This is a genomic window from Vibrio sp. SCSIO 43097 (assembly GCF_023650755.1).
GTDB lineage: Bacteria > Pseudomonadota > Gammaproteobacteria > Enterobacterales > Vibrionaceae > Vibrio > Vibrio alginolyticus.
Window position 1 is genome coordinate 1,200,805 of sequence record NZ_CP071841.1, and the last position, 22,635, is coordinate 1,223,439.

Here is a 22,635-nt window from a genome sequence, read left to right on the forward strand (position 1 = left end):
ATCCGAATCAATCGCAACGAACACATAACAAAGTAGTAATGAAATAGAAATGAAACAAACACTTTCTTATGCAACCAGTGGTATTAATGCTCACATTTTGAACTGAGTCACAAAAAAATAGGGAACTTTTCATTCCCCATCATAAAATCTGTGGCTTTTTACGTGTCACATCTCCCAACGTGCGAGTGGCTTCTCAGTTTTGATACCCTTACTGCCCCAGCGGTCAATAACATCAATTTGCAGTATGCGGCTCGGTTTAATAAGCGATGTCAAGGTTTTCGACGGTCGTTTATCCGTCACTAACCATAGCGTTTTATCTTGTTCAAACTGAGCTTTTAAAGATAATTTGTCTTCTTCTGTCCACTCGAGTTCCGGCTTAAATTCGCGCCCAACCACAAACAATTGGTTGCCAGAGGCAAAGTCCTCTAATGACTCACTCATCAGTACCACTGAATCGATGCCTTTATCGAAGATCTCTGCCTGTTGTTGGTTGATCAGTTCACGCACATTGAGCATAAGAGCCTGTTGATTCGTTTGAATAGCCTTTTGGTGTTCAGGATATACACGTTGTAGATCCTCTCCAACAATGCCCGCCATTCGGATTAAGTTTGTAGGGTTCAGCCATGCGTACTTCGATGTTGACCCGTTTTCCAATGTCAGTACTGCAACTCCTTGAGCTCTAGGAGAAATGGCCTGCGATGCATCGATTTCAATCAAGTGAATGTTGCCCTGTCGAGCGTAAACATAAGTCGGGTCTTGTTTCCAAATCGCACCAAGAGTAACAGCAACCGTCGCGGCTTGACCCGCTTGCTTAACTTGCTCTGTACCTTTATTTGCGAACCAGTTCTCAAGACGCTCAACGCCGTAACGCTTTGGAGGCAGATACTGAGTCTCTATCCCTGTACCTTTCATGAGTTGCTCAGACAACATGTACGTGACGGGAGTGCTGGTTAAAATGTCTTTGGCGCTTGCCCACGATGGAAGTGTCGTCGCTACAACCAAACCAAAAGTTATCGCTAATTTTTTTATCTTCATGTTCATTACTTTATAAAAAGGGTTACGCTTTTTGGATAATTCGGTAAACCGTTGCTGTTAGGAAAAATGCCGCAGAAACAATGATGATGGATGCGCCTGATGGCACTGGTAGCTCAAGCTCCATCGGCAGTATGGTTCCTACTAAACACGCAATGGTTGCCAATAAAGAAGAAAGGAGAACGAAACAGCCCATGCGTTTAGTCAATAACCTAGCCGTTGCACCAGGAATCAGTAGCAATGCACCAACCAATACCGCGCCAATAATCTTTACCGCGGCGATGGTGACCAAGGTGATCATCATGACAAATAAGTAATCATAAAAGCTGGTATTAAAGCCGCGTACACGTGCAATATCCGGGCTGATACAAGTTAGCAAAATGCGGTTAAACGTTGGAATAAGAAGCAGTAATATGATCAAACAACTGATCGCTAAAATAAGGATATCGTTGTCCGTCACAGTCAAGATCGAGCCAAACAACACGTTCTCCAACATGTGAATGTTGATCTTGCGAGCAACGTACATTAACAGTGCAGCACCAACCGCTAACGCTAGTGCAAGAAAAACCCCAACCAGTGTGTCGTAAGGTACATTCGTACGATTACGAACAAAGTGAAGCAACAGCGCAAAAATCATACAAAAGCTAAACAATCCGATGATCGGATTCTCTGGCGGCTCACCGAGCAACACACCAATCGCGATTCCGGTAAGCGCAGCGTGCCCAACCGCTTCAGAGAAAAAAGCCAGTCGCTTGGCGATGACTAATGTACCAAGACCACCAAGTAATGGTCCTAATATCAGCGCTGCCACGATTGCGTTCACCATGAAAGCATAAGAAAAGCTATCGCTTAACCATCCAGATTCAACGCCGCTAACCGCTAACTCTCGCAACCAATCCATTATGCAGCCTCCACTTTTGCTGTGTAGTGCTTGAATAATGTTTCTATACGATCAGGACTTAGCACATCTGAATGGTGCCCTGACGCCACAATTTGACGATTTACAACATGGACCTGCGCATCTAAACGGCGCACTGCGGTCACGTCATGGTGCACTGCCAGTACCGTTTTGCCTTCTCCAACGACTTCATGAATCAAACCTTCAAGATATCGAACACCTTGCTCATCCATGCCAGTTGTAGGTTCGTCTAAAACCAATAAATTGGGCTCATCCAGTAAAGCTTGCGCAAACAAAACACGCTGTTGCTCACCGCCAGAGAGTTGCCCCATACGACGATCGCAACGCGTTGCCATACCCACGCGTTCCAGCTGGGCCAGGGCATGTTGAGTTTGTTTCGTTTTACGTCGCCAAAATAGAGGGATACGAGTTTGGTTAAGCAGTACAAAATCCATCACGGTTAACGGGAGGCTTGCTTCAAACATCGCTTTTTGTGGCACATACCCTATCTTCCCCGATGCAGCTGATGGTTCTGGCCAATTGAGCGCTATGTTTCCCGAAAATGGCGTGAGTCCAAGTACCGAACGAAGCAAAGAGGTTTTACCACCGCCGTTCGGTCCCATAATCACGTGACATTTCGCGTTCTCGAATTCGGCGCTGATGTTCTGCAAAATGATATTGTCGGCGTATTTTAGGCCCACGTTACTTAAGGAAACGGAAGGTCCAGTCATTACGCCTTTTCCCCTGCTCGCTTACTCGCCACAAATTTCATGGCTTCGATTAGTGTTTCCACATTATCTCGCATCTCAACCTCGACTTTATCAGCCTCATACTCACCGTGAGTCATGTGAGAAAAGCGATAAAGCTGCACCCCAGTCGCCTCTTCGATGGTATCAACAAAGCGATTCGGCATATTGAGCTCATAAAACAGCACATCAATGCCCGATTCACGAATTTTCTCTATCGTTTCCTGTAGCTGACTTGCACTTGGTTCAACGCCATGAGCAGGCTCAATGACAGCGGCAACGTCAACACCAAACTCCTGAAGGATATATCCGTAAGCATTGTGGGTTGTCGCCACCTTCATACCAGCCGTGTCCAACTCACCAAGAGACAACATTGCATCACGCTTCATCAGGCGAAATGTTTTCGCGTATTTACGAGCATTTTGGCGATAGAACGTAGCATTGTCTGGGTCCAATTGGCTTAGCTCACTCGCGATGGTGTAAACCTTTTGAATGGTTGTTGATAGACCGACAAAGGTGTGAGGGTTCACTGCTCCTTGACCAACAGACTGCCCCATAGCTGGCAATAAAGGCACTTCTTTGTTCGCTTCGATAACCACGAGATCATCACGCTGAGAAGCCTTGATCACTTTCAGTGCAAAATCGTCATGACCAATACCATTGATCACTATTACGTCCATTTCATTTAAGCGTTTAAGATCATTAGGTTGTGGCAAATAGTTGTGAGGATTAAAACCGGCATCAACCAAAGGAACGATGTCCGCCTTCTCACCAACAACGGCTTTAACATAGCTGTAATAAGGTTGAAGCGTAATACCAATACTGAGTTTATCGGCAGCAAAGCCAGTAGAAGACACCGTTAATAACGCGGTGGCTGTAAGAATACGACGTAAAAGAGAGCGTTTGATCATAGTACTTATCAATTATGTTGTCTTAATGGGCGTGAGAGTGAGAGGAAGAGTCTGACAGAACGATTTGTTTCCACCCGAAATCGTGGCGTTTTGCTAGCTCGCTTAGTCCCTCCACATTTAACGAACGGCTAGAATCATTAAACCAAATATCAGCTTGAGAACTGCGGCTATCCAACAGCATGGAAGCAGAGCCTTGGGCACTGGTCTTCACGCCAATGTAGACACCGTCATCAATTCGTTGCCACTGATGAGAACCTTTACGCTTCCAATTTTGGTCTTTCACGAAAGGAGCAATCCAAAGCGCCTCCATATCAGAGATCTCAGGCCAAGTTCCGGTATCTAACTGCAAATCACGAATCTCTTCATGAGCGAGCTTAAGTTCAGCGATCAACCCCAACTCATTTTGATGTAAATCCGTGATTAACACTTGATGAGACTGCATGTCTGGCTTTTCAGTCGCGACCTGATGGTAGGGCATAAGTATGGCTGCTGAACTGAGAATTGCTGCGATTGTCAGTGCGACCCACTTTCCTTCTCGGTTACCATCATCAGGGCGAACTTTCTGTACACTCATTTCTCTTTCAGCTCAACGATATCCACTTCCACCGGGCTTTCATGTCCGGCATCAAATACCAAATAGAAATCTGTTTCAGGGTGAGTAAATTCTGCGATGGAACGCTTATCTGTTTTTTCTTTGGCGATCAGATTGTCGTCGTAATCGTACATTTCGACATCGTAGTCGACCGCTGTGGATCCATCCGAGTAGCCCGCTTCACAAATCACTTTATCTTGCGCCAAGTGACAGCTCATCAGAGGAAAATGTGCAGCAGCGTGAAAGGACGCAAATCCAGAAAAAAGCAAAACCGCTTTTAGAAGAGAAGTGTTATTCATGATAATTCCAAAATGGCCCAGCAATTGCTGAGCCTAATTCGATTAGTTAAGTTGAGTTTCAAACGTTAGGTGAACATTGGCACTCGCTTTATCCGCCAATGGATTATCTTTCAATTCACCTTTGTAGTTCGCTTTCATTAAGTAGCGCCCGGCGACTTCTGGCGTGAAAATCACTTTGCCATCTTTATCGCTCACCACATCGATTTGTTCTTGATGGTTTCGGTACATGGTCCCTTCACGTGTAATCTCAGCAGTAACGCCCTCTTGTGGCTCTCCGTTAAAGAAAAACTGGAAAGTCACAGGCTCACCTTCAATGATGTCCGATGGATGCGTGATCGGTTTCATCTCTAGCATTTTGCCTTCAATCTCCAACGCTTTGTCCGTTGGCATACCAACCGTAATGTAGCTTTCTGCTCGGGTGTAACTTAGTTGAGTAACCACATCACGCGCTTGCTCGGGAAGCACATCACCACGCTCAGCTTTGCTTGCTCGCGCCCATTTCACCGTATCACGACGGCCCGCTTTGTATTGTGTGTAGTAGCTCGGCTGATTATTAATCGCAACTTTGTGCGTGCCTTCTTCTGTAAAAAAGAAATCAAACATAGAGCGACGCTTGCCACGAACAACAAAGTTAGGACGCTCAGAGCGGCCATCCGGCATCACCACAAACGCCTGGTCACTACCCGCAGGCTTATCAAAAACAAACGTTCCGTGAGAGGCAGTAACATCAAATGTCAGCCAGTCACCGCCTTCTTTAGAAACCGTAAAGTGAGAGGGCAGAACCCAACGTGGATGTGCTTGTGCGGTGGTGGTTACAGCCAATCCCATTGCCATTACACTCGCCAATGCCACTGCTTTCATTTTGGTTTTCATTGTTGTGTCCTTTAATCACTTAACTTGATAATTGACGGTGATGACACCCGTCTCTTGTGTTGGTTTAAGCTCATAGCGCACGTCACTGTCCGCTAGCGTTATTTTTTGACGTAAGTAGTTTCGCCCACCGTGTTCACGAACGACTTCGACGTACAACGTGTAATTTCCTTGTTCCAAACGCTCCCCTGAGTCATTGGTTCCATCCCAGACAAAGCGGTATTGACCAGCAGGACGTGTTGCAGAAGTCACCGCATCAACAAGTTCACGATCATAACGACCCGCTTTTCTCCACCAGCTGCGTAGATCTTTTAACCATTCGTCTTTCCCTACCCATAACTGAATGGTTTTAACCGGTTTACGCTGATCGTTTTCAACCCAAACCGCCACATAAGGGCGTGCATACATTGAGGTATCTATCTTTGGAAGTTCGAGTTCGAAGTCGACCTTCGCGTTATCTGGTAGAGGCGCCGCGGAAAGAGAGAAAGGAGTAAAAGCCGCGATCAAAGCGGCTTTACAAAAGTGATTACGGCGGAAAAATCTTCCTGTGTTCAACATAAGTGTTCTCTAAAAAAGCTGTTATGGAACAGCAACAAAATAAATTACGAGCGACAGTAACGTACCAAAGCTCATCCATTGCATTGACGTTCTGAGCGTCTTCTTCTTAGGCAGTAACAAGCACACGCCTGTAAGAACAAAAAACACCATCAAAAGCGCAGTGACGTCGATAAACCACTTCCAAATCCCACCACTGTTGCGTCCTTTATGTAGATCGTTCAGCAGCGCAACAATACCGTAGTGCGTCGTTTCGACGTCTGCTGCACCAGTAGTCATATCAATAAAGACCGTAGCGTTATAACCCGGGCCTTTAAAATCCATAGAAAGCTCTCCGAGTAACAACTCACCTTGCTCAACTTCGGTATACACATCTAGTGCGGAGGGAGTGCCGCGAAGCTCGGTTTCTTTAGTCAAGAAAGCTACCAGTTCTTCACGATTAGGTTGAAAGGTATCTGAATGTGAGAATAGAACTGAGTGCGGAACCGTCAGAGTATGTTGTTGAATGATAGGTTCACTGCGTTCAAACAATTCGGGGCGATTGAGGGTAATACCAGTTACTGCAAAAAACAGCGTAACTAAGAGAAGAGCCATCGAAATATAGATATGTAGGCGGCGAGCCCAAGTTTGAACACCTTTGCTTTTAAGCAACATAGAAACAATCATCACCAATAAATGTGGGGCATAATTTAGGTGATAATCATTCGTATTGGCATTTAATTTACATTGTTTACTTTTTCAATTCAGCTTGGCTTGCACATGTTTTAGCTATTTGGCCCAATGCGAGTTACCGATTGCCTACCCTCTAGATAATAACCCTATCAATTTTAATGACTCAAAATTTAATGATATTTCCAATACTAAAAAGTGGGATAGACTCCACCAAAATGCGCCTTTATGTATATTTAATGAAAAGCTTAAAAGCTATCCATAAACTAGATAAAAAAGGTAAGCTAAGAAGTTAGTGTAGGGTTAGATAGAGAAGATTTTCTGATGCTAGCCAAACGTTATGGTGTAGTTCAGAAGGAAAAATATGAACAAGAATGTTGGAATAATTCTCTTATCACTTTTCTCAAGTGTCACTTTCGCAAGTGAAAAGTTTGAAGCCAGTTTGTTTAACAACGTAAGCCAATCTATCGATAATTATGGTGCTAAGATAAAGCTGTGCGAATCTATGGCAGACCAGAATACACCTGACAAACAAACCCTAGAGTATTCAAAGAAGCATATAGAAGCATTAACTCCTGTTCTGCCGTTTTTAAGCGAGAAAGCTTTTGAGGCTTGTGTATTAAAAGAGAAGCAAGAGCTAGCATATTATCTATTAATAGCAAAAAATAACGCTTCAAGAACCTCAACATTAAAGCTTGTAGAATCGACTGAAAGCCTAACTTTTCATATCGAACCTACATCGAGAGAAAAGTTTGAAACACTGAGCAAGGTACATCAAGAATATATAGAGAAAAGCCCTTTTTTCTCCCGACCATTTGATGCATTAGCTTTTTATGAAAAGCTCATACAATAAATAGCCTTTATGACTTTAGACAAAAAATACCCGAGACTGAGCTCGGGTATTTAATAAAAATGTTCGCTATGAGTTCTGCGTCGATTCTACTTTGCGTAGCTGTGATAGATACTTAACCCAACTCTTTGCCTGATTCGATGGCTTAATCTCATTCGCTCTTTTGGCATTAGCGAGCGCATCGTCAAACCGCTTAAGTTTGTAGTAAGCGCGAGTTTTGATAAGTGCAACATCCGCTTTACGACCTCTGACCTTATCGAGCGCGGCAATGGCATCTTTATAATGGCCTTCTTGCACCAACAGTTGAGAATAGTTCCAGTAATACTGCCTATCTAGCTGAGCTGCAATACGCCAGCTATCAATAGACTCTTCCCACTCTTTTGCCATTTGCCAATACGTTGCTTGCTGAGCTTTTAGCTTACTATTCGAGTTTACATCCTCTAGCTCGTTCATCACCAACGCAGCTCTCTCAGGAATACCTCGTTTCGCGTACAATTGTGCCAGCAGCTTTAAGTCATCTTGGCTAAGTTGTAACCCTTTCAGTTTTGCCAACGCCAAAGAGTCTAGGGCACGTTTGTTGTCATCAACCCGTAGGTATAGAGCAACAAGCTGACGCCACCATTCAATTCGCTCAGGTTCAATCACTATTAAGCGTTTGATGGTCGAGATTGCCGGCTTCCACTTTTTCAGTTCTAGCTCAGCAGAAAGCTTTATCGACAATGCGCCAAGCTTGTCTGGCTGACCAAACTTCTCATAACGAGCCATTGCTGAAAGCACTTTTTGCCACTGACTCAGTTGATAATGAGATTGGGAAATACGCAGCCATAGTTCATGCGCTTTTTGACCTTTAGGAATGTTTTTGCTCAAGGCATAGTAATGAGGTAAAGCCTTAGAAAAACGTTGCTCGTTCAGCAGTATATCAGCCAACATTTTTCGGGTTTGCCATGCTTGCTCATCTTGTAGCAAACCACTATTGACTGCCAACTCAAGTTGCTTAATCGCCGCTTGAGTTTGCTCGTTCTGCCAGTAAAAAATACCCAACATTCGAGCGACATAAGCTTGGTCATATCCACGAGAAAGCTCCATAGCTTCAAGAGATGAAATCGCTTCTTTTAGTTTCTCCTCTTGAGCCAAGTTGTGTGCTCGTTGAACTCTCGCTGCGGTGTATTGGCTTAACTCACTGGCAATGGTTGAGAGTGCACTCAGGCTTAATACCGTACCGATTAAGAATTTTTTCATCATTTGGCTAACTTGAACTCCACTTTAGCGGTTTGTCCGAACTGCTCAATTGACACACCATCCTCAACTTTTGGCTGATACTTCCATTTTTTAAGCGCACGGATTGCTTCCCTTTCAAACATGCGCTCGGGCTCAGCCTCGATCACTTCAATATCTTTTGGTCGTCCAGTTGCATCGATCGTGAAACGCATAATGACATAACCTTCCACTCTACGTTTCAGCGCCTTACTTGGATAACGAGGATCAACACGATACAACGGCAGTGCTTGCTGGTTGCCCATTGTTCCCTTCAAGTTTGGGGCGCTAATCGCGATGCCTTCAAGGGCTGTGTTTAAACCTAAAGCACTGACTGGCGTCATCTGACTCATTGGTTCCATTTGAGTGTCAGCTTGAGACAGATCCATTGGCTCCGGCGCTTGAGGTGGTTCTGGTTGCTCCGGCACTGAACGTTGACGACGCTGCACGTCTGCTTCATTCTCTACCATCACCATATCAAAACGAACGGCTTCTGAAGCTTCTGGTGCACGCTGGTTGCCTTTATCAACCATCCACGCCATAAAGCTAAACAAGCTCACAGAAATTAACAGTGATGCTGGTAGTGCAAGTAACAGCCTGCCCATTAAGGTTTCTCCGCCGCCAATGCAATGTTCTTCACACCCGCCGCCTTTGCAGCGTCCATCACTTTCACGACAGTGCCATTGTAAGCATGCTCGTCAGCTTGGATAACTAACGAGGCATCAGGTTGATCAAGTAACAGGTGCTCAATAGAGGCCTCAACACGCTCAATATCAACCACTCGTTTGTCAATGTACACATCATTCGCTGCCGTTACTGCGATAAAAATGCCCGCGTCTTTTTGACTTACTACATTAGAAGCCTGGGGGCGATTCACTTCTACACCGGATTCACGTACAAACGAACTGGTCACAATGAAGAAGATCAACATGATGAAGACGATATCAAGCATCGAGGTTAAATCGACTTGAGCTTCATCTTGTTGGTTAGGTCTGCGTCCGAGTCTCACTTTTGACTCCTTAAAGATTGTTCTAACTGGATAGCTTTTCGTTCACACACTTTGCTAAGGCGAGCATGAATAAACATGCCCGCAAGCGCTGCTACCATACCTGCCATGGTTGGCAGCGTAGCAAGTGAGATACCAGAAGCCATCAATTTCGGATTGCTGCTGCCTTGCGATGCCATTACGTCAAACACCGTAATCATGCCTGTCACCGTCCCTAACAACCCTAGCATTGGGCAAACCGCCACAAGTAGCTTAATAGTCGATAGGTTTTGGCGTAGTTCGATTTGCGCTTTTGCAATCCATCCTTCACGGATTTGATGCGCGTACCAAGAGTGGTGCTCTGATCTTGCGTGCCACTGCTCACAAAGCTGTTTTTTTACCCCAGGGAAAACCGTTGTGAGATAAATAACTCGCTCCATAACCAACAGCCAGCACACCGCCACGACGGCGGCCAGCCACCATAGGATTTGACCACCTTGCTGCATAAAGCTCATCAAGGTTGTGGCCCAATCCTCACTGATCAAACCCAATGTGCTGAGTAGGATCTGCTCCATTACGCTGCGTTCTCCGCTAAGGTGTTAGAGTGACTTTTGTTATTCGGCATATCACGCTCAGCTTGTTCTGCAACTAAACCGATGCCTTGTTTTTCTAAGATACTGCGAATATTTTCTGCTTGAGAGCTCAATACGTTGTGCGCTAATAGCAAAGGCATGGCTGAAACAAGGCCAAGTACGGTAGTCACAAGTGCCATCGAAATGCCACCCGCCATTACTTTCGGATCACCATTACCAAATTGAGTGATGACTTGGAAGGTTTCGATCATACCCGTTACCGTGCCTAGTAGGCCAAGCATAGGAGCTAGAGCAGCAAGAAGCTTAAGCATCGACAACCCTTTTTCTAGGTGGGTTTGCTCATCAACAACGGCTTCCAAAAGACGTAGTTCTAACGCTTCTACGCTGCGATGCTTGTCTTTCTGGTATACCGCAAGCACGCGACCCAAAGGGTTGTTTCCTGGCTGCGCTGGGGTTTTCAGTTGCTTCATGATTTTCTGGCGCGAAATCATCAGAGATGCACCACGTACGAGCGCAATCAATAGGCCGATAGCCAATAAACCAAGGATGATTTTGCCGACAACGCCACCCGCATTTAGGCGATCAGCCAAAGTCGGTGAGTTTGCGAGCTGCTCAAGAAGAATGCCACGTGACGGATCTATGACAAGCGCATCAATGTCACCAGAGGAAATAGTATTCGCTGTTGGACCGCTTTCAGGCTGACGAAGATAGTTTACCGCATCTCCGCGTTGACCATTCCACTTAACGTAGCCAGTGTCATCCAGCAGCGCCATAGAACCAAGACGAACACCACTAACCGTTTGTTCACGACCCTCGCCATTTAGCAGTGTGAAAGAGACGTTTGCCATTTCACCGCTTGCTTTGATTTGTTCTTCCATGCTGCGCCACATCGCCTGAAGTTGGGTCAACGTTGGCAGTGATTTAGCCGCAACAATAGCATCGATATCTTTCTGATATGAGTTTGCATCTACACCGGTTACTGAGCTTTTTAGCTCAGACTCTAGCTCTTTTGCGTTCTGGCGAACGACGCCAAATAACTCACCTAGGCTCCCGGTTTCTAGACGCAACTTTTCTTCTAGCTGTGCCAGTTCTGCTTCATTTTCACCGAAGGTAACACTTAATGAGTCCGCCTCTGCTTGAAGAGCAGCACGCTCTGCCACCAATTTATTCTTTATAGCCTGTAGGTCTTGCTCTGTTTGCTTAAAACCTGATTCACGCGCGACATTGTGCGATTGCTGTTGACGATTTTCTTGCTGCGCCTTTTGTAACAACGCATCACTAGCAAAAGTTGTATAAGGCATTAATGCGGCTGTCGAGATTAATGCAACCGATAACCATTTTTTCATCATTTATTTGCCCTCCGCAGCGGTTAACGACACTGGTAGAGTTAACATGCTCGGCGCGATCTGTTTATTCGCCATAGCGAACGCTTTGTCTAGCTCTGATTTTTGCTCAGAACCCACTTGTTGCCATGCTTGTTGTTGCTGTGACCAGCTCCAAAATGTGTCACCAGATAAGCTACGCGCTACCAAAGACAAACGCCCTAAATAGAGAATGTCCGCCTCCACAGCTTCATTGTCACCCAGGTTAATCTTGCCTTGGTAAACGCCAAGCTTGGTGCCGTAATCCATTTCAATTTGGTACGCTTCTAAAATACGACGAAACTTCTCTGCATCCGCAACGTCTGCACGCGTCATCATGGAATCCAGCTTTGCAATTCGCTCCTCACGTTGCGCTTTGCGTATAGGCTTGTCGTTAGCGACGAGCACTTTTAAGCCCTCAAGCATGTGATACATTAAAGGCACGACACCTTGACGAGTTTGAGCAATCTGTTCAATTTGCTCGTTCAAGCTATCAACTTCTTGATTTTGGCTCTCAACAAGGCTTGCAAGATGATCGCGATAAATCTTCAAGTTACCGACTTCTTCTTGCAGCTGCTCAATTTCAGCTTCTAGAGTAAGTGATTTTTCTGCGCTTGCATCAATACGTTTTTGGCTTACCGCCGACGACTGGTTTGTTTTACTCTGCACAGCTTGTGCATCGTTTAAGTTCGCCGCGTGAGCGGGAATCAAAACCGATGATATCAACAGAGCGATACTTGATTTCATTAGATTCATACGAGTTATATTTCTGTGTTCCAAAAACGACCAAAGGGGAAGACTACCCTTCCCCTTTAATAATCAAATTGTTATCAGTACTTGAACTGGATTGTTGCCATGTAGTTGCGGCTTTCTCCAACCACAACCCCACTCGCACCTTTTTGCTCGCCATTCGTGCTACCACCACCTGCGAAGTAGTCGGTATCGAATAAATTCTCGACATTGAATCGAGCAATGATATCCAAGTTTTCATCGTACTTATGTTTGTATGACACGCCCATATCAACGCGAGCGTAGCCATCTTTCTTGAAGGTGTTCTTTGCATCACCGTAGCGATCACCTTCATAAATCAAACCAAGGTTTAAGTTAGTGTTGTCTTGAACCTTGTAGCTAGACCATAGACTTGCCGAGAACTCTGGCACGTCTACAGGGCGGTTACCTTCATATCTTTCTGCCTTCTTAAGCTCTGCATCCAAATACATTGCAGAAGCGGTTAGCGACAACTCTGGGGTCACAAAACCTTGAGCCATTAACTCAGCGCCTTTATGAACTTGCTCACCACCTTGCGTTTTCTTGTGTAGGAGATTGCCGCCCGCGTCTTTGCCGCTTTCAACATCCAGCGAGATGTTCTCTAACGTGATATCAAACACAGCACCAGATACAAATAAACGCTGATCAAACAGTTCCCACTTCGTACCGATTTCATAAGAGATACCACGCTCAGCGTCGAGTTTCTCACCTTCATTGATGTAGGTACGACTACCGTTGCTGACTTCACCTTGAGGCATGAAGCTTTCAGAATACTGAACGTAAACCGAGCCATTCGTCGATGGGTGGAATATCACACCTAACTTTGGAGAAACTTGGTTTTCGGTCAGTTCATCATCGCGCTTTTCGTCATAACGAACACCTGCAAGCACTTGCCAGTAATCATTAATCGTCATCATATTTTGCGCGTAGATACCCCAAGTATCGTACTCAGCTGTTGGTGATTTCCTCGAACTACTATAGCTAGGCTTAGGCACCGTTTCTCCTGGCGCAATACTCGCCTCATTATGAAATGCCATAAAGCGATCATAACTGTAATCCAAGTAGTTAGCGCCCACTAACAACGTGTTTTCCGTACCGAACAAAGTAAAGTCCGTCGTCACATCTATATATGCAGTATCAAATACCCAATTATCGGAGCGATCGTTGCCTCGATGCTTAATCGTATTTAACTCTTCATACTGATCAAACTTAGGGTAAGACTCTACATCAAAACGCTTAAAGTCTTGGCGGTTGTAACCTGCTTTTACGTTCACGTTATCCGTGACTTGCGCATTAATATCGACACCGTAGTTTTCTACTTCGTTATCAATTTCAGACCACTGCGCATCCCAAATGTACTTATCACCGCGAACCGCTTTGCCATCAACAATGTATGCGCCAGAGTCTACGCTACCATCGTCTTTCGTGCGATCGTAATGCGCTGACACCATAAAGTTGTCGGTGATGTCGTACTCAACCACTAGGCCCGCTACCGTACGATCCGTTTCTGGCTCTGTACCATCGCCGTATCTGCGCCAAGAGCCGTAGCTTTCTTTGGCAAAAATTGCGCGCGCACGCAGTGTCTCTGCATCATTTAGCGCGCCACTCACATCAAGCACAGTGCGTGAGTGATCATTCGAACCTAGATCTTGACTCAAACTTGCTTGTGTTTGAGTTGTTGGTTTTTTCGAAACCATGTTTACCAAACCACCCGGCTCAGATTTACCGTATAGCAGACCTGATGGACCTTTAAGCACTTCAACACGCTCTAAAAGCTCAATTGGCTGACGGTAGTGTGACCAGTGTTGACGACCATCACGAAGAAAACCGTCTGAACTGCTAAGTTCAAAACCACGTAGAGAGAAACGTTCGCGGTTACGGCTTGTACCACCCGCGCTAACACTTGCATCGTTACGTAGCACTTCACCAAGTGTACTTGCACGCTGCTCATCAATTACCGTTTCATCGATAACCGCTACTTGTCCCGGCGTTTCCAGCTGCGTCATTTCCATGCGCATTGCTGTACTGTTTGTATCTGCCTTGTAGCCGAACTCTCGACCTTCTACAACTACATGTTCGTCTGTTTGAACTTCCGCCACTGCAGGTGTTGCTAACACTGCACCGATCACTAACGCCAAATGGCTCTTAGTAAACATATCCTTTCACTCCGATTATTATTTTTCGGGTCACATACTTGTTGAATGCGATTCCCTCTTAATTATTTCGCGGGTGAATATAAGTGATAAGTATTACCATTTGCATTAAATTTACATTCTTTGCATTTGCAAACTTTTGTAAAGTACTCTCTGATGATGCGCCATGATAATGTGATATTAATCACAAAAATTACGACTTAATCATACTTATTGCTTGAACACTAAAGTAACCCTCAGACCACCTTGCTCACGGTTTTTCGCCGTAACTGCTCCACCCATAATACGCATGGATTCTTTGACAATCGCAAGACCTAAACCGTAGCCACCAAGCTTTTTATCTCTAGAAGCATCTAAGCGCGTAAACGGATCAAAAATATCGACCAGCTTGTTATCTGGAATACCAGGCCCATCATCAGATACTGACATGGTGGTGAACTGCTGCCCTTCTTTGACATAATTTTCCAGAGAAACTTCTATCTGAGATGCTTGTCCTGAATATTTAATGGCATTACCAATAAGATTGTTCAAACAACGAATGACGAGCGTTTCTTCACAAAAAGCTTTAGCACATACAGCTTCTGAGCGGAAAGACAACGTCTGTTCTGACTTCAAATCTATTTTGCAACGCTCTACTTGCGGGGAGACCAAAACTTCTAAATCACAGCGTTTCGTGGCTTTGTCGAAACGCGCATTTTCCAAGCGACTGAACTCCAATATATCGCTGATCAAATGGTTTAGCTCTTTTGCTTCATCTTCTAGCCTTGTCACTAGACTTTGCTCACTTTCTCCAACACGCTTTCGCAAAAGATGCAGAACCAAGTTCTGCCTCGCTAACGGCGTTCTCAATTCGTGAGAGACATCTCTTATAAGCAGTCGCTGCTTTTCAGCGAGAGAATGAATCTGTTGCGTCATGTGATCGAAATCTTGCGCTAACTCGTTAAACTCACGCGTGCTCGACTTCAGCTCTTTCACGACACTGACATTAAAATCGCCATTAGATAGCTTTTTGCTTGCTTCTCTCAATCGATCCAATGGTTGCTGTAAGTTACGTGCCATTAGCAGCGAAAAGAGCGCCAAAATAACCACTGCAATCACGACTTTGAGAATAGAGAAATACAGAATGAAGTCATTTGCAGGGTGCAGTCGATGTGGCAATTGAATCACTAAAGTATTGCCATGAACTAAAGGAATATTGATGATGGGGCGATTCACTTTCCCCTCAAGTTGATCATCAATGCTTCTCTTAAATTGAAGTTTGAACTCGAAGTGCGGATGCATCAGACGGTGCGTAACTGGTTGCTGATGTTCATTCAACACAAATAAATAAAAGTTTTGCGCATTTGCCCAGTCAGCAAGTTCGTCCATGTCTCCGTGCTCAATCAATACATTGGCTTGATGTGCAAGGTCTAGCATTTCTTCTCGCACACTATCGGGCACTTTCAACATGGCTTTCACCAGAGCTTGTTCCGCTAAGGATTGCACGACCAAAATACTAATGACAATTGCGGTCATGCAACTAAATAACTTGAACGCTAAGCTATCTTTACGTTTTGCAATAAAAGGTGGACATCGGAGCTTCATTAACGGTTTACAGCCTCTAAATAACTGTAACCTTTGCCACGGAAGGTTTTGATATGTTGCTTGGAAAGCCCCGCTTCAACTAACTTGCGACGTATGTTACTGATGTGCATATCAAGGTTGCGATCAAAAGGACTCAGCTCTTTCTTTAACACTTCAGTTTGAAGCTCTGCTTTTGAAATCACGACTCCTTGGTTTTTTACCAAGTAGCTCAATAGTTCAGCTTCCGTACTTGTGAGGGGTAAGCTATTAAGCTGGTCGCTGATCGTTTGAACGGTACTACACATCGTCTGACGTTGACGTTCCAAGCCAACACGACGAAGAATCGCTTTGATGCGCATTAGAAGCTCAGCGACATTAAAGGGCTTTCCGATATACTGATCGGCCCCCGCTTGGTAACCATCAAGCATCGAGTTTTCATCGTTGAGAGCGGTAAGCATTAGAATAGGTGTCGCGAAGCGCTGACAGATCCTACGAGCAACTTGCATGCCGTTAAGGTTTGGTAACATGACATCAAGCAATACAAGATCTACAGGCGTTTTTTCCATATATTGCAGCGCACTTTCACCGCAATGCACAGAAGATACGATGTAGCCCTCCTCTTGCAAAACCGCTTCTAACAGCTCACACAAAGGAACGTCATCATCGACTATCAAAACTCGTGACATTACCATTCACCATTCAAATAAAAATGGTTCGCATTTTATTACTCATTTACCAATTAAACAACTACACACTCTAAGGCTTTAAGTCCACAGGACTCAGTCCAAGAAGCAGCAACGTACTATTAGAGTTTAATGTTCACTTGTACTAAAGGTTCCTAACAATATGCACCTAGATATATCTTCATAGAAAAAACGAGTACAATCAGGCAACCGCAAAGCAAAAGATAAAGCGAATGGAAACGTTATTAATTGGTCACCGTGGCGTGGCAGGTTCATACCCTGAGAATACAAAAATAAGCATTCAGGCAGCCATTGACCTGGGGTTGAAGTGGGTGGAAGTGGATATACAGCCTACCAAAGATAATGTTTTAGTGGTTTGCCATGATCATACCGTCAATCGATGCAGCAATGGACAAGGGCGTGTTGATGAGCTCACCCTGGAAGACTTAAAAGCATTAGATTTCGGTAGTTGGTTTAGCACAGACTTTTCAGGCGAGAAGATCGTGACACTAGATGAACTGCTCACTTTAGCTACTGAGAATAAGCTTAACTTGAATATCGAAGTTAAAGTAGACAACCATCCAGCGGAAGAAGTGGCGCAGACTCTCGCCAATGCGTTAACAAAAAGTCCAATGCCGCAAGAGAATGTACTCCTATCGAGCTTTAGTCATGACGTCATTAGAGCGATGCACAAATACTGCAGTGGCTACCGATTGGGTGTGTTAAGTGAATTCTTTACGAGAAAAGATAAACGCCTTTTGGAAGAAGTTAGTGCCTATAGCTGCAACCTAAATATTAACTGGGTTCGTACTCGCCAGATAAACAAACTCCAACAAGCCGGTTACAAAGTGATGTGCTATACGGTGAACAATCCAAATAAACTGAAATACCTGCCTCAGTTAGACGGTATTTTTAGTGATCATCCACAGCGCTTTATGCCATAGCCTATAAGAGCCAGAACATTAAAGGGGACCTTTTGTTACCACTCAATCTGAATTGGTGTCCCCATCTCGACAAGCTGGATAAATTCGTCCATCTCCTCGTTGGTAATCGCAATACACCCATTAGTCCAATCAAAACTTTGGATGTAAATCGGCAACTGACTCTCACCGTTTTTTAAGCCATGAATTTTGATGTTCCCTCCAGGGGACACACCTCGGCGCTTCGCTTCCAACGTATCAATCGCATCAGGGTAACTGATATGCACAGAACGATAAAAAGCAGAGTCCTCTATAACATAATCTAGAGTGTATTCGCCCTCTGGTGTGCGATTGTCTCCCTCTTCTTGTTTATGTCCTTGAGGGTTCGCTCCTAAAGCAATTCGGTATTCTTTTAGCACTGCTCCTTGTTCCATCAAATACATTCGACGCTTAGACTTGTCGACTTTAACGAGGTCAACAGCTGCGTGAGTGCCAGAAGCAAACACACAACACAAGAACATAGAGCACCATTTTACTGACATTGTCGTAACGCCTAAGCTAATAAAGTGAACAAGAAAAGAGCGATAATGCTAGTCAGTTAATGCTCGTAAAGCAAACAGTATCTAATGCGGAACCATAAGATAGACTCGCTGAAAGGCGTACTTCTTATCGTTATTTGATACAACAAAAGTCAAAGAGAAGATTTCTCTATTCATTGCGGCTAAGTTGCATTACTTTATAAGCATATTTATTTATAAAGTCCGCACTTTTTGAGAGGGAACCATGATTAACATTGCTTTTTTTAGTGCAAAATCCTACGACGAAGCCTCTTTTAATAAAATTAAAAATAACCGCGATTTTGAATTTCACTATCACGACTTCCGACTAACCGAAAAAACAGCCAAGATGGCGCACGGCAGTGATGTCGTATGTGCGTTTGTTAATGATGATCTTTCAGCTCCTGTCCTTAAACAGCTTTCTCTGGGCGGGACCAAGCTTATTGCTATGCGCTGCGCGGGATATGATAAAGTTGATCAACAAGCAGCCAAAGAACTAGGCTTACAAGTGGTTCGAGTTCCTGCTTACTCACCAGAAGCAGTGGCAGAGCACACGGTTGGTTTAATGATGTGCCTAAACCGCCGTCTTCACAAGGCCTACCAACGCACACGTGACGCCAACTTCTCGCTAGAGGGTCTTGTTGGCTTTAACTTTTTCGGAAAAACCGTTGGTGTTATTGGTACGGGTAAGATTGGTATCGCGACGATGCGTATCTTCAAAGGGCTTGGCATGGAACTGCTTTGCTACGACCCCTACGAAAACCCATTAGCGCTAGAAATGGGAGCCCGTTACTGTTCGCTTGAAGAAATCTACGCTAATGCGGATATTATCTCTCTCCATTGTCCAATGAGTGAAGAAAACTATCACTTATTGAACGAAAAAGCCTTCGCGCAAATGAAAGATGGTGTAATGATCATTAACACCAGTCGAGGCGAGTTGCTAGATTCACTAGCGGCGATAGAAGCGTTGAAACAAGGTAAGATTGGTGCGCTTGGCCTAGACGTGTATGACAATGAAAAAGACTTATTCTTCCAAGATAAATCTAACGATGTCATTGTAGATGATGTTTTCCGCCGTTTATCGGCTTGTCATAACGTGCTGTTTACTGGCCACCAAGCATTCTTGACTCACGAAGCACTTAATAATATTGCCTCTGTGACGCTTGATAACGTCGAAGCCTTTTTCTCTGGTAACGTATCGGGCAATGAACTGATTAACTAAAGCCAGACAATCGAGAAGTATAGTAGAGCGTGTGATCTCAGCTATGCTATACTCCTCGACTATTTAAAATTTGAGCCAAATTACCATGAGCATAAAAACTGATATTCAAAAGCTGCACAACCGTTTAGATACATGCCAACGTAAACTTGATGCGGCACGTTCTCGTGGTGATCACGAAATGATTACAAAGTTCACGGATGAAGTAGAACAGCTGACCAAAAAGCTTAACCAGTTAAAGCACAAGCAAAACTATGAGCTGAACAAAGAACGTAAAAGCTTACTTGATATGCCTTTCTCTCGTGAAATCACCAAAGCAGAACAAGCGGACATAGGCAAACTAAAAAAACGCGTACGCGGCTTAGTAATCGTTCACCCATTAACAAAAGTTGGTAAAGAACTTCGCCTTGATGTGATGACAGGCTTTGCGCCAAAAGAGTTTTAAAACTCGCATTAACATTTATGGAGCCTAAGCATTTGCTTGGGCTTTTTATTTTGTACTGCTTCATTAGATTTCATCGAAATATCAATCCATAAGCTATTAAAAAGGCCAGCGACAAAAGCCACTGACCTATTTCGACCAATATCGTCCGCATTACATCTCAACGTTACGACAGTTGCTGCAACTTGTGCTCCACAACGGGATCATTCGGAACCAACTGCTGAGCGACTTCCAAAAGCTGTACCGCATCTTGCGGGTTGTCATACTCATGCTTAAGTGCAATATCAACAAGTGGCTGAATATCGATTTGCGCTTGATGCTCCTTCACATGTTCTTTCTTTTCTTCAATTAGTACATTATGAGCGGTGCTCAGTAAGTTTAAACGATGCTGTGAGCTCGCATTCGCCTTGTTAAGGCACTGATAGTAATCTTCTTTTAAGCGCAGCGTTTTGGTCTGATGACGAAACTGCGCTATATCTATCTTCTGATAACGTATAAAGTCTACGGCCACTTGCTTATAAAAACCGAATTTATTCAAATACGTCGCGTGGGTACCATGTCCCATCCCGAAGACTCTTAAGTGAGTGAGCTCTGGGTAGCGTTTGGCGTGAAGGCGGTCGATTTCATTAGTTGGATCATAAATGATATAGCCTTTTGCATCGCCAAGGTCGAGGTCGTGATACTTTCCTTCCCAATCAAATTGTTGGGCAAGTTCAGTACTTGGCCTATCATCCCATGGCACCAAAACTTTGTTTTTTGTGCTGACCGGGTGAAACATCAATACTTGATCCAACTTTAATAGATTAGAAAAGGCACCAATAGCAAAACCACCGCGGCTAAGTCCATAGCCTAAACGACATTCAAAGGGCTCAAGTAAAGTCGACAGTTGCTCTAGAAAGAAAATCAAATTACGGCTGCGAAACCAGTTACTTTTCCCAAGATGCTGAAATGAAATAATATTTACTTTTTGTTTCTGGGCTAAGCGATAACCCCAAGGCGCAAAGTCTGAGTGTAAGTCCTGTACTTGTAGATTCGTACCAGCAGGGGAAAAGGTGAACAACAACGGTTTATTGCGGTCGACAAACTCATACTTAACAAATACATCATCAAGTAAGTCCTCCCCGGACATCGGTAGCCTGGTTTGCTGTTCTTCACGAGAAAGAGCCAGCCATTCATCCAACCAGTACAGTAACTTCATTAATCCTCCATCTAAATTGCGCCTAGCAATTGTGTTAAAAATCTAGTTTTTAGTGTGTGATCATCTCCCCCTGGTTACAGGGGACTCTGATATCAGTCCTCTTTTAAAACAAAGCGTGAATTTGCTTATTAAATTGGTCAATATCTAAGGTTTGATGGCGAACAAACTCCTGCGCCACCAGATTAAAAAATTCTAATTTATCTAATTGTGTGGATTGAGTGCCGTGTCCCATACCGACGACTTTTAAATGGGTAAGCTCTGGATAACGTTCAGCATGAAGACGATCAATGCGATTGGATGGGTCATAAATAATATAACCTTTGGCATTGCCCAAATCTCGATCATGGTAGCCGCTTTCCCAAGCAAACTGCTGAGCAAGCTCAGTACTCGGCCGATCATCCCAAGGCACTAACGCTTTATTTTTAGTGCTAACAGGATAAAACAACAAAAGATGTTCTAGTTTCAGCAAGTTAGCGAACGCGCCAATTGCAAAGCCACCTCGACTTTGCCCATAACCCAAACGACATTTGAAGGGATGAAGCAACTCAGATAGCTGCTCCAGAAAGAAAATCAAATTCCGACTACGGAACCAATTACTTTGTCCTAAATGTTGAAAGGCAATAATGTTTACTTGTTGTTGTATTCCGAGCTCGTAGCCCCAAGGAGAAAAATCCGGAGTTAAATCTTGTACCTGCACATCAGTACCGGAAGGAGAAAATGTAAACAACAATGGCTTGTTAAGATCGACGAGTTCATACTTCACAAACACATCATCAAGTAAATCGTAGCCAGAGATAGGTAAAGCCATCTCTTGTTCTTGTTGAGTAAGAGCTTGCCATTCATCTAACCAGTAAAGTAGCTTCATTTTTTCTCCAAGTGCATCCGCAGTATTTAGACTGGAACTCTATCAAAATGCGTTTAAGCATCCCACGTTGAGACTTAAGAAAGCTCTATTTGAAGCCCAAATGAGACGTATGGAAATGTCTTCGATTGAAGGTATTACTGCGTAAACTAAACCCAAAGTAGGTACGCAAAAACTTGGAGAAAGAGCTAGAGAAAAATCAATTAGAAGTTTCGATAACAGCGGTTAAAAAACAGCAGATACAAAAAAACCGCTGTAAGAACAGCGGTTTTTTTAAAAGTGGCGGAGAGATAGGGATTTGAACCCTAGATACGCTATTAACGTATGCCGGTTTTCAAGACCGGTGCTTTCAACCACTCAGCCATCTCTCCACAAATTGTCACTAAAACTTAGTCTTATACTATTGATGCTAATTTTTAGTTTTGCCTTCAGTTATCTCAATTAAAGAGAACTTGAAAGCGATGTTTAAAGCCTGGCGATGTTCTACTCTCACATGGGGAAGCCCCACACTACCATCGACGCTATTTCGTTTCACTTCTGAGTTCGGCATGGAAATCAGGTGGGTCCAAAACGCTATGGTCGCCAAGCAAATTCTTTAATTCGGAAAGCTGTTTTTTTAATTCTCGTTCTTACACATTCAATGTTCTTACATTGA

The 22,635-nt window shown here is 44.1% G+C and carries 25 protein-coding genes, 1 tRNA gene and 1 rRNA gene; 4 read left to right on the forward strand and 23 right to left on the reverse strand.

Going from position 1 to position 22,635, the window contains the following annotated elements; translation table 11 throughout:
* Window positions 1–165: 165 nt before the first annotated feature.
* From J4N40_RS21740 to J4N40_RS21780, 9 genes are read right to left on the reverse strand one after another with little or no spacing between them, the layout of a single operon-like run.
* Window positions 166–1,035: a metal ABC transporter substrate-binding protein gene (locus J4N40_RS21740; protein WP_137282878.1), complete on the reverse strand. Its 870-nt coding sequence runs from the start codon at window positions 1,033–1,035 to the stop codon at window positions 166–168.
* Between the two features lie 22 nt (window positions 1,036–1,057).
* Complete coding sequence (locus J4N40_RS21745; RefSeq protein WP_250654512.1) at window positions 1,058–1,933, reverse strand: metal ABC transporter permease; 876 nt, start codon at window positions 1,931–1,933, stop codon at window positions 1,058–1,060.
* Window positions 1,933–2,661 carry a metal ABC transporter ATP-binding protein gene (locus J4N40_RS21750; protein ID WP_154204146.1) on the reverse strand — a complete coding sequence of 243 codons (729 nt, stop codon included), beginning with the start codon at window positions 2,659–2,661 and terminating at the stop codon, window positions 1,933–1,935. Before J4N40_RS21750 ends, J4N40_RS21745 begins: the two co-directional genes overlap by 1 nt.
* Window positions 2,661–3,587: a metal ABC transporter solute-binding protein, Zn/Mn family gene (locus J4N40_RS21755; RefSeq protein WP_005374249.1), complete on the reverse strand. Its 927-nt coding sequence runs from the start codon at window positions 3,585–3,587 to the stop codon at window positions 2,661–2,663. Before J4N40_RS21755 ends, J4N40_RS21750 begins: the two co-directional genes overlap by 1 nt.
* Before the next feature lie 22 nt (window positions 3,588–3,609).
* Window positions 3,610–4,161, reverse strand: a complete 552-nt coding sequence (locus tag J4N40_RS21760; RefSeq protein ID WP_250654513.1) for a DUF6162 family protein — start codon at window positions 4,159–4,161, stop codon at window positions 3,610–3,612.
* The gene (locus J4N40_RS21765) at window positions 4,158–4,478 is read right to left on the reverse strand and encodes a hypothetical protein (RefSeq protein WP_005374251.1); all 321 of its coding nucleotides are present in this window, start codon (window positions 4,476–4,478) and stop codon (window positions 4,158–4,160) included. Before J4N40_RS21765 ends, J4N40_RS21760 begins: the two co-directional genes overlap by 4 nt.
* Window positions 4,479–4,520: 42 nt before the next feature.
* The gene (locus J4N40_RS21770; RefSeq protein ID WP_025768070.1) at window positions 4,521–5,351 is read right to left on the reverse strand and encodes a DUF4198 domain-containing protein; all 831 of its coding nucleotides are present in this window, start codon (window positions 5,349–5,351) and stop codon (window positions 4,521–4,523) included.
* 15 nt (window positions 5,352–5,366) lie between these two features.
* Window positions 5,367–5,906 (reverse strand): DUF2271 domain-containing protein, encoded by a 540-nt coding sequence (locus J4N40_RS21775; protein ID WP_054576196.1) that lies wholly within the window; start codon window positions 5,904–5,906, stop codon window positions 5,367–5,369.
* Between the two features lie 21 nt (window positions 5,907–5,927).
* Window positions 5,928–6,557: a PepSY-associated TM helix domain-containing protein gene (locus tag J4N40_RS21780; protein WP_021035904.1), complete on the reverse strand. Its 630-nt coding sequence runs from the start codon at window positions 6,555–6,557 to the stop codon at window positions 5,928–5,930.
* A 379-nt stretch (window positions 6,558–6,936) separates the two neighbouring features.
* Between J4N40_RS21780 and J4N40_RS21785 the strand changes: the two genes are divergently transcribed.
* A complete protein-coding gene (locus J4N40_RS21785) occupies window positions 6,937–7,425 on the forward strand; it encodes a hypothetical protein (protein ID WP_042523421.1) in 489 nt (162 codons plus the stop codon).
* A 66-nt stretch (window positions 7,426–7,491) separates the two neighbouring features.
* Here J4N40_RS21785 and J4N40_RS21790 read toward each other — a convergent pair whose 3' ends face one another.
* The 9 genes from J4N40_RS21790 to J4N40_RS21830 all read right to left on the reverse strand — a co-directional run bounded on the left by J4N40_RS21790 (window position 7,492) and on the right by J4N40_RS21830 (window position 16,785).
* Window positions 7,492–8,664: a tetratricopeptide repeat protein gene (locus tag J4N40_RS21790; RefSeq protein ID WP_017635539.1), complete on the reverse strand. Its 1,173-nt coding sequence runs from the start codon at window positions 8,662–8,664 to the stop codon at window positions 7,492–7,494.
* On the reverse strand, window positions 8,661–9,281 hold the full coding sequence (locus J4N40_RS21795) for an energy transducer TonB (RefSeq protein ID WP_005374256.1): 621 nt from the start codon (window positions 9,279–9,281) through the stop codon (window positions 8,661–8,663). The genes J4N40_RS21790 and J4N40_RS21795 overlap by 4 nt, the downstream gene beginning before the upstream one ends.
* Window positions 9,281–9,685: an ExbD/TolR family protein gene (locus J4N40_RS21800; RefSeq protein ID WP_005374257.1), complete on the reverse strand. Its 405-nt coding sequence runs from the start codon at window positions 9,683–9,685 to the stop codon at window positions 9,281–9,283. Before J4N40_RS21800 ends, J4N40_RS21795 begins: the two co-directional genes overlap by 1 nt.
* On the reverse strand, window positions 9,682–10,236 hold the full coding sequence (locus J4N40_RS21805) for a MotA/TolQ/ExbB proton channel family protein (protein ID WP_017819708.1): 555 nt from the start codon (window positions 10,234–10,236) through the stop codon (window positions 9,682–9,684). The genes J4N40_RS21800 and J4N40_RS21805 overlap by 4 nt, the downstream gene beginning before the upstream one ends.
* A complete protein-coding gene (locus J4N40_RS21810; RefSeq protein ID WP_042523423.1) occupies window positions 10,236–11,603 on the reverse strand; it encodes a MotA/TolQ/ExbB proton channel family protein in 1,368 nt (455 codons plus the stop codon). Before J4N40_RS21810 ends, J4N40_RS21805 begins: the two co-directional genes overlap by 1 nt.
* Complete coding sequence (locus tag J4N40_RS21815; protein ID WP_005374260.1) at window positions 11,604–12,371, reverse strand: DUF3450 domain-containing protein; 768 nt, start codon at window positions 12,369–12,371, stop codon at window positions 11,604–11,606.
* Between the two features lie 74 nt (window positions 12,372–12,445).
* Complete coding sequence (locus J4N40_RS21820; RefSeq protein WP_042523425.1) at window positions 12,446–14,539, reverse strand: TonB-dependent siderophore receptor; 2,094 nt, start codon at window positions 14,537–14,539, stop codon at window positions 12,446–12,448.
* Between the two features lie 207 nt (window positions 14,540–14,746).
* Complete coding sequence (locus J4N40_RS21825; protein ID WP_054701940.1) at window positions 14,747–16,120, reverse strand: sensor histidine kinase; 1,374 nt, start codon at window positions 16,118–16,120, stop codon at window positions 14,747–14,749.
* Window positions 16,120–16,785, reverse strand: coding sequence for a response regulator transcription factor (locus J4N40_RS21830; RefSeq protein WP_005386018.1), 666 nt, complete (start codon window positions 16,783–16,785; stop codon window positions 16,120–16,122). Before J4N40_RS21830 ends, J4N40_RS21825 begins: the two co-directional genes overlap by 1 nt.
* Before the next feature lie 230 nt (window positions 16,786–17,015).
* On the opposite strand from J4N40_RS21830, the gene J4N40_RS21835 reads away from it, so the two are divergent.
* Window positions 17,016–17,726 carry a glycerophosphodiester phosphodiesterase family protein gene (locus J4N40_RS21835; RefSeq protein ID WP_017819703.1) on the forward strand — a complete coding sequence of 237 codons (711 nt, stop codon included), beginning with the start codon at window positions 17,016–17,018 and terminating at the stop codon, window positions 17,724–17,726.
* A gap of 35 nt (window positions 17,727–17,761) precedes the next feature.
* Here the strand turns inward: J4N40_RS21835 and J4N40_RS21840 are convergent, their stop codons facing one another.
* Entirely contained in the window at window positions 17,762–18,244 is a 483-nt protein-coding gene (locus tag J4N40_RS21840) for a L,D-transpeptidase family protein (RefSeq protein ID WP_017819702.1), read from the reverse strand.
* Window positions 18,245–18,485: 241 nt separating this feature from the next.
* On the opposite strand from J4N40_RS21840, the gene J4N40_RS21845 reads away from it, so the two are divergent.
* Together J4N40_RS21845 and J4N40_RS21850 are read left to right on the forward strand one after the other, a co-directional pair.
* Entirely contained in the window at window positions 18,486–19,481 is a 996-nt protein-coding gene (locus J4N40_RS21845; protein ID WP_054579202.1) for a 2-hydroxyacid dehydrogenase, read from the forward strand.
* An 85-nt stretch (window positions 19,482–19,566) separates the two neighbouring features.
* A complete protein-coding gene (locus tag J4N40_RS21850; protein WP_005374274.1) occupies window positions 19,567–19,923 on the forward strand; it encodes a YibL family ribosome-associated protein in 357 nt (118 codons plus the stop codon).
* 163 nt (window positions 19,924–20,086) lie between these two features.
* Here J4N40_RS21850 and J4N40_RS21855 read toward each other — a convergent pair whose 3' ends face one another.
* The 4 genes from J4N40_RS21855 to rrf form a co-directional block, all read right to left on the reverse strand.
* Complete coding sequence (locus J4N40_RS21855; RefSeq protein ID WP_005374275.1) at window positions 20,087–21,118, reverse strand: hypothetical protein; 1,032 nt, start codon at window positions 21,116–21,118, stop codon at window positions 20,087–20,089.
* A gap of 103 nt (window positions 21,119–21,221) precedes the next feature.
* A complete protein-coding gene (locus J4N40_RS21860; protein WP_005374276.1) occupies window positions 21,222–21,983 on the reverse strand; it encodes a hypothetical protein in 762 nt (253 codons plus the stop codon).
* A 277-nt stretch (window positions 21,984–22,260) separates the two neighbouring features.
* Window positions 22,261–22,351 (reverse strand) — tRNA-Ser (locus tag J4N40_RS21865).
* A gap of 99 nt (window positions 22,352–22,450) precedes the next feature.
* A 5S ribosomal RNA gene (gene rrf, locus J4N40_RS21870) occupies window positions 22,451–22,567 on the reverse strand.
* Window positions 22,568–22,635 lie beyond the last annotated feature (68 nt).

What these genes read in the sequence shown, in the direction of transcription:
- J4N40_RS21810 (WP_042523423.1), bottom strand. Translation starts at nt 11,603, where the DNA reads ATGATGAAAAAATGGTTATCGGTTGCATTAATCTCGACAGCCGCATTA.
- J4N40_RS21860 (WP_005374276.1), bottom strand. Translation starts at nt 21,983, where the DNA reads ATGAAGCTACTTTACTGGTTAGATGAATGGCAAGCTCTTACTCAACAA.
- J4N40_RS21785 (WP_042523421.1), top strand. Translation starts at nt 6,937, where the DNA reads ATGAACAAGAATGTTGGAATAATTCTCTTATCACTTTTCTCAAGTGTC.
- J4N40_RS21845 (WP_054579202.1), top strand. Translation starts at nt 18,486, where the DNA reads ATGATTAACATTGCTTTTTTTAGTGCAAAATCCTACGACGAAGCCTCT.
- J4N40_RS21850 (WP_005374274.1), top strand. Translation starts at nt 19,567, where the DNA reads ATGAGCATAAAAACTGATATTCAAAAGCTGCACAACCGTTTAGATACA.
- J4N40_RS21770 (WP_025768070.1), bottom strand. Translation starts at nt 5,351, where the DNA reads ATGAAAACCAAAATGAAAGCAGTGGCATTGGCGAGTGTAATGGCAATG.
- J4N40_RS21745 (WP_250654512.1), bottom strand. Translation starts at nt 1,933, where the DNA reads ATGGATTGGTTGCGAGAGTTAGCGGTTAGCGGCGTTGAATCTGGATGG.
- J4N40_RS21830 (WP_005386018.1), bottom strand. Translation starts at nt 16,785, where the DNA reads ATGTCACGAGTTTTGATAGTCGATGATGACGTTCCTTTGTGTGAGCTG.
- J4N40_RS21780 (WP_021035904.1), bottom strand. Translation starts at nt 6,557, where the DNA reads ATGTTGCTTAAAAGCAAAGGTGTTCAAACTTGGGCTCGCCGCCTACAT.
- J4N40_RS21835 (WP_017819703.1), top strand. Translation starts at nt 17,016, where the DNA reads ATGGAAACGTTATTAATTGGTCACCGTGGCGTGGCAGGTTCATACCCT.
- J4N40_RS21825 (WP_054701940.1), bottom strand. Translation starts at nt 16,120, where the DNA reads ATGAAGCTCCGATGTCCACCTTTTATTGCAAAACGTAAAGATAGCTTA.
- J4N40_RS21815 (WP_005374260.1), bottom strand. Translation starts at nt 12,371, where the DNA reads ATGAATCTAATGAAATCAAGTATCGCTCTGTTGATATCATCGGTTTTG.
- J4N40_RS21805 (WP_017819708.1), bottom strand. Translation starts at nt 10,236, where the DNA reads ATGGAGCAGATCCTACTCAGCACATTGGGTTTGATCAGTGAGGATTGG.
- J4N40_RS21855 (WP_005374275.1), bottom strand. Translation starts at nt 21,118, where the DNA reads ATGAAGTTACTGTACTGGTTGGATGAATGGCTGGCTCTTTCTCGTGAA.
- J4N40_RS21775 (WP_054576196.1), bottom strand. Translation starts at nt 5,906, where the DNA reads ATGTTGAACACAGGAAGATTTTTCCGCCGTAATCACTTTTGTAAAGCC.
- J4N40_RS21820 (WP_042523425.1), bottom strand. Translation starts at nt 14,539, where the DNA reads ATGTTTACTAAGAGCCATTTGGCGTTAGTGATCGGTGCAGTGTTAGCA.
- J4N40_RS21765 (WP_005374251.1), bottom strand. Translation starts at nt 4,478, where the DNA reads ATGAATAACACTTCTCTTCTAAAAGCGGTTTTGCTTTTTTCTGGATTT.
- J4N40_RS21740 (WP_137282878.1), bottom strand. Translation starts at nt 1,035, where the DNA reads ATGAAGATAAAAAAATTAGCGATAACTTTTGGTTTGGTTGTAGCGACG.
- J4N40_RS21840 (WP_017819702.1), bottom strand. Translation starts at nt 18,244, where the DNA reads ATGTCAGTAAAATGGTGCTCTATGTTCTTGTGTTGTGTGTTTGCTTCT.
- J4N40_RS21755 (WP_005374249.1), bottom strand. Translation starts at nt 3,587, where the DNA reads ATGATCAAACGCTCTCTTTTACGTCGTATTCTTACAGCCACCGCGTTA.
- J4N40_RS21750 (WP_154204146.1), bottom strand. Translation starts at nt 2,661, where the DNA reads ATGACTGGACCTTCCGTTTCCTTAAGTAACGTGGGCCTAAAATACGCC.
- J4N40_RS21790 (WP_017635539.1), bottom strand. Translation starts at nt 8,664, where the DNA reads ATGATGAAAAAATTCTTAATCGGTACGGTATTAAGCCTGAGTGCACTC.
- J4N40_RS21795 (WP_005374256.1), bottom strand. Translation starts at nt 9,281, where the DNA reads ATGGGCAGGCTGTTACTTGCACTACCAGCATCACTGTTAATTTCTGTG.
- J4N40_RS21760 (WP_250654513.1), bottom strand. Translation starts at nt 4,161, where the DNA reads ATGAGTGTACAGAAAGTTCGCCCTGATGATGGTAACCGAGAAGGAAAG.